15 protein-coding genes are annotated in these 13,477 nt (G+C 56.0%); 3 read left to right on the forward strand and 12 right to left on the reverse strand.

Translation table 11 applies throughout. The features are described from left to right. Positions 1 to 87: 87 nt before the first annotated feature. Together KI379_RS19705 and KI379_RS19710 are read right to left on the reverse strand one after the other, a co-directional pair. On the reverse strand, positions 88 to 465 hold the full coding sequence (locus tag KI379_RS19705) for an ArsR/SmtB family transcription factor (protein WP_163879577.1): 378 nt from the start codon (positions 463 to 465) through the stop codon (positions 88 to 90). 2 nt (positions 466 to 467) lie between these two features. Then, the gene (locus KI379_RS19710) at positions 468 to 893 is read right to left on the reverse strand and encodes an SRPBCC family protein (RefSeq protein WP_145131668.1); all 426 of its coding nucleotides are present in this window, start codon (positions 891 to 893) and stop codon (positions 468 to 470) included. 271 nt (positions 894 to 1,164) lie between these two features. Between KI379_RS19710 and KI379_RS19715 the strand changes: the two genes are divergently transcribed. Together KI379_RS19715 and KI379_RS19720 are read left to right on the forward strand one after the other, a co-directional pair. Continuing rightward, positions 1,165 to 2,256 (forward strand): hypothetical protein, encoded by a 1,092-nt coding sequence (locus tag KI379_RS19715; RefSeq protein WP_306433680.1) that lies wholly within the window; start codon positions 1,165 to 1,167, stop codon positions 2,254 to 2,256. Positions 2,257 to 2,448: 192 nt separating this feature from the next. Beyond that, complete coding sequence (locus tag KI379_RS19720) at positions 2,449 to 2,769, forward strand: MazG nucleotide pyrophosphohydrolase domain-containing protein (RefSeq protein ID WP_116229490.1); 321 nt, start codon at positions 2,449 to 2,451, stop codon at positions 2,767 to 2,769. Positions 2,770 to 2,961: 192 nt separating this feature from the next. On the opposite strand, the gene KI379_RS19725 is transcribed toward KI379_RS19720, so the two are convergent. Then, on the reverse strand, positions 2,962 to 4,086 hold the full coding sequence (locus KI379_RS19725) for a hypothetical protein (protein ID WP_212984460.1): 1,125 nt from the start codon (positions 4,084 to 4,086) through the stop codon (positions 2,962 to 2,964). Between the two features lie 167 nt (positions 4,087 to 4,253). Continuing rightward, positions 4,254 to 5,624 carry a class I SAM-dependent rRNA methyltransferase gene (locus KI379_RS19730; protein WP_212984461.1) on the reverse strand — a complete coding sequence of 457 codons (1,371 nt, stop codon included), beginning with the start codon at positions 5,622 to 5,624 and terminating at the stop codon, positions 4,254 to 4,256. Positions 5,625 to 5,772: 148 nt separating this feature from the next. On the opposite strand from KI379_RS19730, the gene KI379_RS19735 reads away from it, so the two are divergent. After that, positions 5,773 to 6,744 (forward strand): Na/Pi cotransporter family protein, encoded by a 972-nt coding sequence (locus KI379_RS19735; RefSeq protein ID WP_212984462.1) that lies wholly within the window; start codon positions 5,773 to 5,775, stop codon positions 6,742 to 6,744. A gap of 64 nt (positions 6,745 to 6,808) precedes the next feature. Here KI379_RS19735 and KI379_RS19740 read toward each other — a convergent pair whose 3' ends face one another. The 8 genes from KI379_RS19740 to dnaJ all read right to left on the reverse strand — a co-directional run bounded on the left by KI379_RS19740 (position 6,809) and on the right by dnaJ (position 13,369). Continuing rightward, a complete protein-coding gene (locus KI379_RS19740) occupies positions 6,809 to 7,237 on the reverse strand; it encodes an NUDIX hydrolase (RefSeq protein WP_076169786.1) in 429 nt (142 codons plus the stop codon). Positions 7,238 to 7,359: 122 nt separating this feature from the next. Next, a complete protein-coding gene (gene mtaB, locus KI379_RS19745) occupies positions 7,360 to 8,700 on the reverse strand; it encodes a tRNA (N(6)-L-threonylcarbamoyladenosine(37)-C(2))-methylthiotransferase MtaB (protein WP_212984463.1) in 1,341 nt (446 codons plus the stop codon). A gap of 2 nt (positions 8,701 to 8,702) precedes the next feature. Further along, entirely contained in the window at positions 8,703 to 9,467 is a 765-nt protein-coding gene (locus KI379_RS19750; protein ID WP_089548225.1) for a 16S rRNA (uracil(1498)-N(3))-methyltransferase, read from the reverse strand. Positions 9,468 to 9,584: 117 nt separating this feature from the next. Beyond that, entirely contained in the window at positions 9,585 to 10,274 is a 690-nt protein-coding gene (locus tag KI379_RS19755; RefSeq protein ID WP_076169783.1) for a site-2 protease family protein, read from the reverse strand. Further along, on the reverse strand, positions 10,274 to 11,248 hold the full coding sequence (gene prmA, locus KI379_RS19760; RefSeq protein ID WP_076169782.1) for a 50S ribosomal protein L11 methyltransferase: 975 nt from the start codon (positions 11,246 to 11,248) through the stop codon (positions 10,274 to 10,276). The genes KI379_RS19755 and prmA overlap by 1 nt, the downstream gene beginning before the upstream one ends. A gap of 137 nt (positions 11,249 to 11,385) precedes the next feature. Further along, positions 11,386 to 11,583 carry a YfhD family protein gene (locus tag KI379_RS19765; protein ID WP_076169781.1) on the reverse strand — a complete coding sequence of 66 codons (198 nt, stop codon included), beginning with the start codon at positions 11,581 to 11,583 and terminating at the stop codon, positions 11,386 to 11,388. A gap of 67 nt (positions 11,584 to 11,650) precedes the next feature. Then, positions 11,651 to 12,019: a hypothetical protein gene (locus KI379_RS19770; protein ID WP_212984464.1), complete on the reverse strand. Its 369-nt coding sequence runs from the start codon at positions 12,017 to 12,019 to the stop codon at positions 11,651 to 11,653. A 231-nt stretch (positions 12,020 to 12,250) separates the two neighbouring features. After that, on the reverse strand, positions 12,251 to 13,369 hold the full coding sequence (dnaJ, locus tag KI379_RS19775; RefSeq protein ID WP_076169779.1) for a molecular chaperone DnaJ: 1,119 nt from the start codon (positions 13,367 to 13,369) through the stop codon (positions 12,251 to 12,253). Between the last annotated feature and the right edge of the window lie 108 nt (positions 13,370 to 13,477).

A 13,477-nucleotide genomic window follows, 5' to 3' on the forward strand; every position in this document is an offset into this window, starting at 1 on the left:
TTCGCTTGATTTTTACGAATGCTAGTTTCCAGCCTTCCGGCCATCATGCAGGGATCATGGTTCAGTATAGAGCGATTGAATCACCGGCTAATCTTGTTCCTTCTCCTTATCCACAAGAGTCAGCGGAGCAGGGAAGCGTTCGGAACCATCCGACTCCACGAAGTGCTGCAGGGCTGCCATCTTGTTCTCCCAGAAGCGTTCAAAATAGGAGTACCAATCCTTGAGCTCCTGCAAAGGCCCCGGGTCCAGCCGGTACCTCGTCTCGCGGCCGACCTTCCTCTCCTTCACCAGCCCTGCCTCCGACAGAATCCGCAGATGCTTGGAAACCGCCGTCCGGCTCATCGGAAAATGGCTGCTGAGCACCGTTACGGGCATCTCCTGATCGGACAGCAGCTTCAGCAGCTGGCGCCGGGTCGGGTCGGCCACGGCCTGAAACACGTCGTGCTTGGACGCAGTCGCCGTCATGCTTACGCCTCGACGTATCTGCCCAGCTTCTGGTGGAGTCCGGCCCAGCCTTGGTCCATCGTTTCGCGCACGATCGTATGCGGCTGGTTGAACTCGGTCACTTGGTCCGCGCTCCAGCCGGAGTGGATGAGCGTCACTTCCGTTTTGCCGTCCAGCTCCTTCAGCTCGAAAACAAGCGTCCAGTCCTTGCCCCAGCGGAACGCCAGCCGGTGCGGCGGATCCACTTCGGTCACCTTGCACGGCGACATGCCGTACGGACCGGCATTAATGTGAAATTCGTGGCCTACGACGGGCTGCATGTCATTGGGCATGAACCAGGCGGACAGCCCTTCGGGAGTCGCCACTGCCTCCCACACTTTCTGGATCGGAGCCTGGAATACGCCGGTGTGGCGGATATCAGGCAAAGCATTGTTTGTTGAGTTTTCCATGTATAAGTACCTCCATATGCAGTCAATCAACCCGGTTTACATTCGAATGCGAAACCATTTGGTTTCACATAAATTATACGAAACCTTTTGGTTTCATGTCAACCCCTTGTCCTTCTGCCGCCCATAAGCCGGAATCCAACGAAAAAAGGAGCCTTTCGGCTCCTTATATTGCTATTATAGCTCATATTTCCAAAAACAAACAGTCTACCATTTTTCACCTGACATTCTATAATGAGGACGTTCCCACTTTAAGGCAAAGGGAGGAAATACGGTGGATATCAAGGATTTTTCAAGCTCGTCTGAAAATCAGCCCGGGACGGTCGGTTCCGCAAGAGCCGCTGCAGCGGACTGGGTGATGCACCAAGCCTCAAAGGAAAAAGGATTTATGGGCGCTTATTTCACGGGTTCCACAATCGGAATGCCGGAAGATGCCCCGATGTCTCCAAGCTCCGATATCGACGTGATGGTCGTGTCTGAACTGGCGGAGCCGCCGGTAAAACCGGGTAAGTTCATATATCGGAATACCCTGATCGAAGGCTCTTACATCTCCCTATCCGAGCTGTCCTCGGTGCAAAAGGTGCTCGTCTCACACCATCTGGCAGGCCCGTTCCGGGTAAATACGATCATCTCCGATCCCCATGGCCATTTGCATCGCCTGTATTCAGAAGTATCCCGGCATTTTGCCGATGAGGTCTGGGTGAGGCAGCGGTGCGAAAACGTCCTGCAGCAAATCAAGCGTTCTCTGCTCGGCCTCGACTTGTCCCTGCCGCTGCATGACTTGTTCACATCCTGGCTCTTCCCTACGGGCATCACCACGCATGTGCTGCTGCTCGCCGCCCTGAAAAACCCGACGGTGCGGCTCCGCTATGCAGCCGTCCGCGGCGTATTGGAAGATTACGGCCTGAGCTCGCTGTACCCCGAGCTGCTTCGCCATCTCGGCTGTGCCGATTTGGAGCCGGAGCGGGCGATGCAGCATGTCAGGTCGCTCGAGCGGACCTTCGACACCGCGGCCGCGGCCGCCAAAACGCCCTTTTTCTTCAGCAGCGATATTTCCCCGGTTTCCCGCCCGATCGCCATCGACGGGAGCATAACGTTAATTGAACAAGGACTCCACCGCGAGGCGGTGTTTTGGATGGGAGCCACCTTCGCGCGCTGCCATAAAATTCTCGCCGCAGACAGCGATCCGAAAGTGCAAAAGGAGCTTGCCCCCGGTCTGGAAGCATTTCTGGCCGATCTCGGCTTTCACTCCGTCCAGGACTTCAGCACGCGTGCCGCTGCGGTCATCGACTTTTTGCCGGAGATATGGCGCGCGGCGGAAACGATCATGGCGTCCAACCCTGAAATTACCGGCCGTTCCACGTGATCTCCTAGCAGCCTATTCGGATTTCCCTTCCTTTCAATGATTTTTCAGTCTATTTAATGTGTACCAAAATATAAATAATGGTTTTTGCCCTCAATCCAGCCTTTGAATAACACACCAACCTCTTGCCTCCATCCCTTATACTTATAGAAGTGCCTATCACTAGAACATGAATTGCAGGAGGAGGCAGAAACTGTGGATGTGAACGCATTTCAGCAGTGGGTCAAGGAGTATTACGAACAGCGGGGCTGGTCGGAGCTCGATATCTTTATCCGGATCGGCTTTTTGGCGGAGGAGACCGGCGAAGTAGCCCGGGCGATTCGGGCGCTTGAAATCGGCCGGGACCGGCCGGATGAGGCCGTGGGTACGTATGACGAGCATAAGCAGGAGCTTGTGGAAGAACTTGGCGACGTGCTGGGGAATTTGATTGTGATCGCGAACAAATACGACATCGGACTGGAGGACATTTTTGCTTCCCACCGGGACAAGCTGGTCCATCGCTATAAGCAGGAATGACAGTAACCCGGACAAAGCGAGAGCTTTAGCCTTGGAATTGAAAAAGCACGCTGTTTATATAGCCTGGGTAAAAAATTCAAAAATCCCTTTTCGCATCCGGCGAGAAGGGATTTTTAACATTTTGGCGTTCGGGGTTTGGATAAATGATACGCGGATCATCGAATGCATCATCATTTTGCCTCGCATGACATATTACATACCGCTGTAATAGGCCGGCAGCTCCGAGCGGTTGGCCGCCAGCCACAGCCGGTTATCCTTCGTCCAGCGCAGCGGATAGCCGACGCCGGCTTTGAGCGCCTTCCCTTTCAGAATATCGACAATCCATACGTCACGATTGGCCAGTTGGACCGCATACAAACCGGAGGGATTCCCGGATGCGGCGGTAAAGCTGGTGATGTCCGTTTCCTTTGCAACCCTTGCGTGCTGAGCTAATATTCGCCTGGCCGCGGCCGGCAGCTTAGGATCGGTTTCGTAGGACGCCCCCTCCCGGTTCAGACGGATATGAAGAACGCCACGGGTTCGGCCCTCCTTATATCCGTCAACAGGGACCGTAACGGTCTCGTTATCGTTCCAGGCTAAAGGATAAATAAACAGGAATCCGTCGCTGTGTGACAAATAGCTCGCTCTCGGCCGGTGGAGCAGCTGGTTCCCGTCCCGGTCCAGCACAATCAAGTCGGCATCCGGGCCAAACGTGTCGTCCGAAGCAACCAGCAGCGCCACACGGTCGTTGTCAGGTGATGCGGCTATACCGTAGACCGGGCGGGCGGACTCGTACAGCTCCTGAGCCGCTCCTGATCGGATATTTACCCGGTACAGCTTCAAATGGCCGTTGATGGCATAGATCTCGTTCTGGACAAGCCGGTCCGCATATTGAACATTCAGCCCAAAATCGTTCGTAAACTCCACCTGAGGCGGCGCCCATTTCGGCTGGGATAGCACGCTTATCGAACCGTTCTGCTGCAAAATCGAAGGCAGCCTACCATTCAAGCTGTACACCAGCATCCCGGGCCCATACTCCTCCTCATCGTCCCAAACGGGTTGATACGATGTTAAGGAATCTAGCGGCCACTCCTGAACGGTCGTTCCGTCCCGGTTCAGAAGGCGCACGCCATAGAACGGCTCCCGCACCCCGATCGGACCGATGGCTTTCTGTTCTAAATTCGAAAAGCCTGCAGCGTCCCGATATTGCCCCGGCGCCGTTTGGCTAACCGGGTTTGTACAGCACCCTTCCGAATGGTTGGCAGCTGGTGAGGTGCAGCCTGAGGCTGTTATTGTTAACATCATCAGTAAGGTTAATGCGATGATTGCTTTTTTCATTACGTCACCCCGTCGTATGCTGAATCCCTTTTTTTGGAACGTCTTACTTCTTAGACGCTAACAATCCCCCGAAGGTTACGCTTGCTTCTTTTTCAGACGAGCTGCCGCTGCGAAAACAAAAAACCTTTCCGTCCATCACGGAAAGGTTTGGTTTTTCAAGATCAAAGTTAAGCCCTGCTGCGAACTTCAAATACAGCAAACTTGAGGTAGTGGCCTTCATCGACGCCGAGAATTTGCGGGTGGTCCTTGCCGGCCGCACGCCATTCGATCAGGCGCAAAATTTTGCCGGCATCGGCTGCCGCTTCCTGGATCGTGGCCAGGAACAGGTCCGGGCGCATATGGTACGAGCAGCTGGCCGTGACGAGGTATCCTCCCTCGTTCACCAGCTTCATGCCGTGCAGGTTGATATCCTTATAGCCGCGGCAGGCACCCTTCACGGCGCTTTTCGTCTTGGCAAAAGCCGGCGGGTCCAAAATAACGACGTCCCACGTCCGGCCGCCCCCTGCGGTCATTTTCTTCGAGGTATCGACCTTCTCCTCGTTCCCTGCGGCCCGCTGCCGCCGTTCTTCCACACCTTTGACCTGATCACGCAAATATTGGAAGGCGTCGGCAACAACAAATTCCACGCGGTCCTCAAAGCCGTTCAGCACGACGTTTTCCCTGGCGCTCTCAATCGCATGCTGGGAAATATCGAGGCAGGTGACCTTCTTGGCTCCGTACTTGCAGGCGTTCAGCGTGAAGCTGCCCGTATGCGAAAAGCATTCCAGCACTGTGGCCCCGTCCCAATAAGGGAAGGTGACGACTTTGCCGCTTTTGTTCACCGGAAGGCTGACGCGCTCTCCGTCCTGTTCTACTTCCTGCAGCGTAATCCCGCTGCGGCCTCCCCAGCCGGTCATCAGCGGAGCGATCGAAGCCCGGTTTTCCCGCTGGTCGAAGAAATAGCCCGTTTTCTGGCCTTCTTCAATGTCGACCTTCACGAACAGACCGTTCTCCGTCACGGTCACGTGGCGCGGGCATTCCCCGTACAGCGGTCCCTTGGTCTGCTCAAGCCCTTCCAGCTCGCGCACGGGAACGTCGCTGCGTTCATAGATTCCCTGCGGGCTCAGCACCTCGACCAGCGCGTCGACGATGTCCGTACGATGCACGTCCATGCCCAGCGTCAGCAGCTGTACGACCAGCACATCGTCGAAGCGGTCCACGATCAGCCCGGGAAGAAAATCCGCTTCCCCATACACGAGGCGGTATGCATTGTCTCCTTTCAGGAAACGCTCCCGGTGCTCAAGGCAGCCGCGGAAGCGTTCGGCAAAGAAGGCACGGTCCATCGTCTCGACGGGATGGTACGAGATGACCCGGACCGTAATTTGCGAGGCCGGATTGTAATAGCCTGTGGCCAGGTACCGCCCTTGATGATTGACCACATTCACGAGGTCGCCCGGCTCCGGGCTGCCCTCCACCGAGGCAATTTCATTGTTGTAAATCCAGGGATGCCCCTGTTCCAGCCGCTTCTTCCGGCTGCGCTCCAATACGACGGATGCCAATCGATTCACTCCTTCAACGTTTCAAAAATGATATATGGATTCCGGCAAGTCCCCGGCTGAAGCCCCTCTTGGAGTCATGGTTGTCCAGGGCTGGACATATACGTAACTATGGTTGACTCCATAAACAACCCCAAGGAGGACTTGCCGCGTGTTTCAAACTGTTGTGTTTCCCGTCGTGTACGGGTTTGTTATTTTTATGGCCGGCATGAAGGTGATGGAGGCGGCCCTCGGCAAATGGGCAGGGCCCCTCCTGTCCGCCTTCCTGCAAAAGGCTACCGCTTCGCCGCTGAAGGGGCTCCTCTTCAGCACCGGCATCACGGCCGTCTTGCAGAGCAGCACGGCCGTCACCGTCATTACGATGGGCCTGGTCAACGCCGGGCTGCTGACGTACGAACGCACCCTCGGCATTATACTCGGCAGCAACATCGGCACCTGCCTGACCACCGAGCTGATCGGCCTGCAGATCGGACGGATCGCCCTGCCTCTCTTGACCGTCTCCCTGGTCGTGTGGGCGGCCGCCGTCATTTTCAGCGAGAGCTCCCCGCCGGGAATCCGCCGCATTCAGCACCTGATGATGCCCGTCCAGTTTCTGTCGCTGGCCATCGCCGGCTTTGCCCTGGTCATGCTGGGCATCCGCGTCATGCAGAAGATCGGTCCGGCCCTGGAGCAGTCCGGCCTGTTCGGCTGGTTCCTGGACCGCGCAGCCGACAGCGTATGGTGGGGCATTGCCGCCGGCGCGGTACTGACCGCCCTGATGCACAGCAGCGCCGCCGTCATCGGCCTGGCGATCGCGCTGGCCTCCTCGGGAACGCTGCCGGTCGACGTCGGCATCGCCATCGTGCTCGGCGCGAACGTCGGCACCTGCGTGACCGCGGTTCTCGCCTCCATCGGCAGCTCTGCCTCTGGCCGATTCGTCGCCTGGACCCATGTGGTTCTGAACGTCGGCGGAGCCCTCGTCTTCATGCCCTTGATTCCGCAGCTGCACTGGGCTGTAGCGGCCATCACCGGCAGTGAAGGCGCGCAAATCGCCCACGCGCAGACGCTGTTTAATGTGATCAGCTCCCTGGCCGCTCTGCCTCTATGCTACCTGCCCATCTGGAAAAAAGCCGCACACGCCTGAGTGTATAGCTCACCCTTAAGCGCTTCGTAGGAGGACAGTTCCTCAGGCCGACCTAAGATAAGTCTTAAACCTCGATGCCGAGCAAGGACAGCCCTTTCCGCACGATCCGGTCATTATTATCATACCCGTTCTGATCCTGCCGGAGCCATGCCTCCAGCGGCTCATACCAGGCCACACCGCTGATCTCCTCCACCTGAGGCCGATGCGATCCGCCGACCGCCTCCACCAGGTAATAATGAACTTCTTTTTGAACCTGGCCATGAATCGGATGGTTGTACATATATTTAATGATGTCCACGGGGGAAATGATACTGCCGATAATGCCCGTCTCTTCCTCGATTTCGCGCAGCGCGGTCTGCTCAACGGTTTCGCCCGGCTCCATTTTGCCTTTGGCCATCGAAATTTTGCCGTAGCGGTCCAGAATCAGCTGAATCTCCAGCTGGCCGCCGATGCGGCGGAACACGACACCTCCTGCCGATATTTCCTTCCTCATCACCCGCTCCTCCTCCTCATGCCCTAGTACAAACAAGGATTTCACCTCCGGTGCTGCCGGAAATGAAATCCTTGCCATTCGCCCAAGATCCCGCAATGCATAGGGACCTTGCTATATACAGATTAAACCGCTTGTCCCGGTCTTTCGTCCAGCACTCGCACCAGCTGGCCTTCGCACTCGTGAACGCCGGCTTTGGTCAGCTTGACTCGGCACAGCTTGCCTTGCAGGTCTTCCGGACCGTCAAAGATCAGCTGCAGATAGTTATCGCTGAAGCCGTGCATTTTGCCCGGACCATGGGTTCCTTTGGAAGTGCCTTCCGGAATGACGTCCAGCACCTGGCCGACGAATTTTTGGGCATACGCCAGCTGCATCTGCTCGGACAGCGCGATTAATTCGCGCACCCGCGCATGCTTCACTTCCTCGCTCACCTGGTCGGTCATCCGCGCGGCCGGCGTGCCGTTCCGCTGGGAATACGGGAAGACGTGCATTTCCGAGAACCCGATCGCCTTCATCAGCTCATAGCCGTTCCGGTACATTTCTTCCGTTTCGCCCGGGAACCCGACGATAACGTCCGTCGTAATGCCGACATCCGGCATCGCCTGGCGGATCAGCTGCATTTTGTTGTAAAACTCTTCTGTCGTATACTTGCGGCGCATCCGCTTAAGCACCGTGTCATCCCCCGCTTGCAGCGGAATGTGCAGGTGGCGGCACATTTTCGAGGAACGGTTCAGCACGTCGAGCATCCGCTCGTCGATTTGGCTAGCCTCGATGGAGCTGATGCGTACGCGTTCCAGCCCGTCCACCTTGTCGAGATCCCACAGCAGGTCCGACAGGCGGTAGCTGTCCAGGTCGTCGCCGTAGCCGCCGGTATGGATGCCGGTCAGGACGATTTCCTTGTATCCCGCTTCCACCAGCTGATGCGCCTGAGTCACGATGCTCTTCGGATCCCGGCTGCGTGAAAGCCCCCGCGACCATGGAATGATGCAGAACGTGCAGAAGTTGTTGCAGCCGTCCTGGATTTTCAGAAACGCCCGGGTTCTGTCAGCAAAATCAGGAACGTCCATTTCTTCAAATACGCGCGTCTTCATAATGTTGCGTACCGCATTGATCGGCTCGCGGGACTGGCGGATTTGATTCACGTACGGAATGATTTTCTCCCGATCCTGGTTCCCGATGACGAGGTCAACCCCGGGAATGTCCAAAATTTCGGCCGGTGAGGTCTGCGCATAACAGCCCGTCACGGCGACGATCGCTTCCGGATTTTGGCGCACGGCGCGGCGGATGATCTGCCGGCTCTTCTTATCGCCTGTATTGGTTACGGTACAGGTATTAATTAAATAAACGTCTGCGTTTTGTTCGAAATCCACCTGCTCGTAGCCTTCATTTTTAAACAGCTGCCAAATGGCCTCTGTATCGTAAAAATTCACTTTACAGCCCAACGTATAAAATGCAACGGATGGCATGTTCAAGCTCCCCCCATTTCTCCGGATTCATAAAGTATGCAGGCCAGGGCAACCATACCCGCCGTCTCGCAGCGCAGGATTCTCCGTCCCAGGCCGATGCTGACCGCGCCGGCTTCCTCCGCCGCCCGGCACTCCTCTTCGCTGAAGCCGCCTTCCGGCCCCACGATCAGAAGCACCTGCAGGCCTGCGGCAGCGCCGGTCTTCTCTATCCAAGGCTTCACTGCATCCCGCAGCTGAAGACCGTGTTCTTTCTCATAGCAGAAATATACCGCATCATACGCCGAAAACGAAGCCAGCAGGTTTTTCCAATGGATCGGATAACCGACCTCGGGCACCCGGTTGCGGTGGCTCTGTTCAGCCGCCTCTTTGGCGATTTTACTCCAGCGGACGATGCGCTTCTCTTCCTTCTTGGCATCGTACTGCACGATGGTTCGCTCCGACAAAAAAGGAACAAATGCCGCCGCACCGATCTCGGTGCATTTCTGGATCACCGTCTCCATCTTGTCTCCTTTAGGGAGGCTCTGGGCAATAGTGACTTTAACCCGCGGCTCCTGGGTCATCGCCAGCATCTCGACGACAGCGGTGGTGACAACCCCTTGGTCGATCGACCGGATTTCCACCAGCGCTTCCCGCTCGCGGCCGTCGCTGACGATAAAGGTGTCCCCTTCTTTGCTGCGCATAACCTTGGCGATATGCCGTGCATCCTCACCGGTAATCTCGACGGTATCGCCTTTAAACTGCTCCTGTGATACAAAATATCTCTGCACCTTTATCAACATCCTATTTCCAAAATCACAAACTTCATCATACAACTTTTAGGTTCACATGACCAGACCCTATTCAACAAGCGAATACGGCCTCGAACGTTCGCGTTCCCGCTCCGATTATATCGACACGCCGAACAATTTCAGGAAGGAGAACACGAACTGGTAGTTGATGCTGTTAGCCCACATATACAGCGGACTGATTGTATACATCTGCAGCACCGGAATGAACAGAATCAGCAGGAAAATAAAGATGGACCACTGCTCAAACTGCTGCAGCTTCATCCGTACCCGCGGCGGAACGATATCTTCGACGATGCGGTATCCGTCCAGCGGCGGAAGCGGGATCAGGTTGAATAAGAACAGGAAAAAGTTCATGAAGCAGAAATAGCGCAAAAACGTCGTGATCGCGAACAGCAGCCTTTCGTTCGTAATCCCGTCCAGCACCCCCGTGGCGATCAGGAGGGCGTAAATGAATGCCCCGATGATACCCAGAACGAAGTTGCTCAGCGGCCCCGCCGCAGACACGACCACGCCCATGAGGCGGGGATTTTTGAAGTTGTCGCGGTTGACCGGGACTGGTCTGGCCCAGCCAAACCCTGCGATCACCAGCAGCAGGACGCCGAGAAAATCGAAGTGAACCGCCGGATTCAGCGTTACCCTGCCCAGCAGTTTGGCTGTAGGATCTCCAAATTTATAGGCAAAATACGCATGCGAAAATTCATGCACCGTAAAGGCAATCACCAGCACGATCAGGACGAACGGAAGCTCTTCCAGCGGAAACCTGAGAATATTGTTCAGAAAATCCATTACGACCTCTTTCTCGCGACAAAGGCTACCCAGTCTTCGTCACGGCAAACGTCCTCGATCTCAAACCCGGAGTCCTTCAGCGCCTGCTGAACGACGTCTTCCTTATTTTTGTAAATGCCTGAGGCGATGTAGACGCCTCCCGGCTCGAGTGCACGGTACACGTCGTCGATAAAGAGTAGAATGATTTCGGCCAAAATGTTGGCGACGATCACTTGGACCGGCAGGGTAACGCCCAGATCTTCGCGCTGATCACCGCTTAACAGGGACAGCAGATCGCTTTCCTTGACCGTAATCTGATGATCCAGCATGCCGTTCAATTGGCTGTTTTCCTTGGCGCTCGACACCGCCACCGGATCAAGGTCCAGTGCAAGCACATGCTTCGCGCCGAGCAGGACGGCCCCAATGGCCAAAATGCCGGAGCCCGTTCCGACGTCGATGACTTCCTCCCCGCCCCGGATGACCTTCTCCAGCGTGCGCAGGCAGAGCGCCGTCGTCGGATGGGTTCCTGTGCCGAACGCCATTCCGGGATCGAGCTCGATGATTTTCTCCGCCTCGTTCGCCGGCGTGTAGTCCTCCCAGGTCGGCTTGATCGTCAGCCGCTCCGATACCTTCAGCGGTTTAAAGTAAGCTTTCCAGGCGGTAGCCCAGTCGTCCTCGTTCACTGTCTTGAGCTCGTAGCGCAGCTCTCCCGTGTCGATTCCGTACTCATGCAGCTGCCCGATCCGTTCCTTAACCTCGGCAATGATCTGTTCCACAGGGGACTCCTCGGAAAAATACCCTTTGATTTCCGCCTGTCCTTCCGGAATATCGTTGAGAGGCATCTCGTACCATTGCCCGAACGACGTATCCCGTTTCTTGTTCAGGGTTCCCGACTCTTCGATGGATACACCGCCGGCGCCGGCCTCATGCAAAAAATTTGAAATCATTTCCACGGCTTCTTCCGTAGTATGTATTGTAAATTCATGCCATAACATAATTCGTTAAATTCCTCCTCGACCTATGCATAAGTACCATTGTACTATACATCGGCGGCCGAGTACAAAATTTAGGGCTCCCCGCTAACAAAAAAACCGCAGGTCCGCATCGCGCTTCCCCACGGTTTTATGCATTCTTAATCTTCATCCGTCCAGCCGGTATCCATTTTGCGGAGCTGACGCTCGTCAGCCTCCTCGCTGCGGCGGAGCGCTTCCACATCGTCCGCATCGGCCAGAACGCCTGAGAACTCGACATCCTCGTTTTTCATCGACATCAGTTCCTTGATTTTTTCCGTCTTGGTCATGATTTTGCCTTTTTTATCGCGGCTAGCCATCAAGCTCCCATCCTTTCCTTGAACGAACTATTCACCTTTAGAAAATGTTACGGTCCCACTTTCGCGCCTAGACGAAGCCGCCGGCTTCCTCGACGATTCTCCTTGCCTTCTCGAACGATTCTTCCTCGACCACAACGCTCAGAATGATATCCCGGCCGGTCGGCCCTCCCTGTCCGCCGTCGCTCATCCCGCTTGCGGACGGATCGGCTGCGGCCAGGATGGAGACATCCTTATCGCTGTATGTTGTGCCATAGGTTACAGACGTCAGGCTGGTCATCCCACCCGTAAATGGGCCGGTGCTGTACATCGAAGCCCCCGGAAACCGGCTGAAGCGGTCGATGGACAGGTCTACCACCCGCAGGGCGCGCAGCTTTTTGGCTACACCCTCGGCTTCTTCCGGACTTTTAAAATAGGCCAGAATGCTCTTTTCAGACACTTGCATCACCTGCTTTTTATATGGATTAAGCGTTTACGGCTTCTCACGTGCGGTTTTAGGCTGTGCAAGCGCGGTCCCTTTTATGCGCAGGAAACAACCGGGCCGGGAACTGGAAACGTCTATGGGTTTGCATGCAAAAAAGCCCGGCCGCCACGGCCGGACTTTCTAAAAACGATCCATCTTCCAGAAGGTTGTCGGAAGACGTCTTACCTATATATTGCAATTGCGCGGTTACTCCCCGCGGAACGCTTTTTTCATGCGGTCAAAAAAAGACTGCTCCTGCTCATGCGTCTGCTCGCCGTCCAGGGAGGCAAACTGGCGCAGCAGGTCCTTCTGCTCGTCACTGAGCTTGCTAGGCGTAACGACGACGACCTTCACGTGCTGGTCGCCCTGTCCGATGCCGCGCAAACGCGGAACGCCTTTGCCTTTGAGCCGGAAGAACGTACCCGTTTGTGTACCGGCCGGAATTTTCAGCTTGACCTTCTCGGTCAGCGTCGGGATCTCGATCTCGTCGCCAAGCGCCGCCTGGGCAAACGTGAGCGGAACCTCGCAGTAAATATCGTCACCTTCCCGCTCAAAGAAGTCGTGAGGCTTCACGCGGATGACGATGTACAAGTCGCCCGACGGGCCGCCCCGCAGACCGCCTTCCCCTTCGCCGGTCATGCGCAGCTGGGCGCCGTCGTCCACGCCCGCAGGAATGCGCACGTGAATTTTGCGCTGCTTTTTCACTTTGCCGCTGCCGTGGCAGGTCGTACATTTGTCCTTGATGATTTGACCCGTACCGTTACAGTTGGAGCAAGTACGACGGTTGACCATCCGGCCGAACGGGGTGTTCTGAACGACTTCCTGCTGCCCGCTGCCGTGGCAGACGGAACAGGTTTGCGGTTTCGTTCCCGGTTTGGCTCCCGAGCCGTGGCAAGTGTCACAGTTTTCGGTTCTAGGAATGGTAATATCCGATTCCTTGCCGAATACCGCTTCCTTGAACTCGATCGTCATCGTATACTGCAGGTCGTTCCCCCGCTGCGGCGCATTCGGGTCACGGCGTCCCCCGCCTCCGAAGAACATGTCGAAAATATCGCCGATGCCGCCGAAGTCCGCACCCGAGAATCCTCCGCCCATGCCCTGGTTCGGATCGATATGGCCGTACTGGTCGTAGGTCGCGCGCTTCTGCCCGTCGCTGAGCACATCATAGGCTTCCTTGACCTCTTTGAACTTGGCCTCGGCGTCATCCGCCTTGTTCACGTCCGGGTGATACTGCCTGGCCAGCTTCCGGTAAGCTTTTTTGATATCATCATCCGAAGCGTCCTTGCCGACGCCCAGGACTTCATAATAGTCACGCTTTTCAGCCACTCTTCCACCCCCAATATTTCAGTCATGCTCCGGTTCATGGACAAAAGGAAAGCCAAAGCAGCGGGATGCCCCGGCTTTGACTTCCCTATTCCTGAACATAACTTTCTA

Origin of the sequence: Paenibacillus cineris (assembly GCF_018333335.1) — a bacterium.
Taxonomy (GTDB): Bacteria; Bacillota; Bacilli; order Paenibacillales; family Paenibacillaceae; genus Paenibacillus_AQ; species Paenibacillus_AQ favisporus.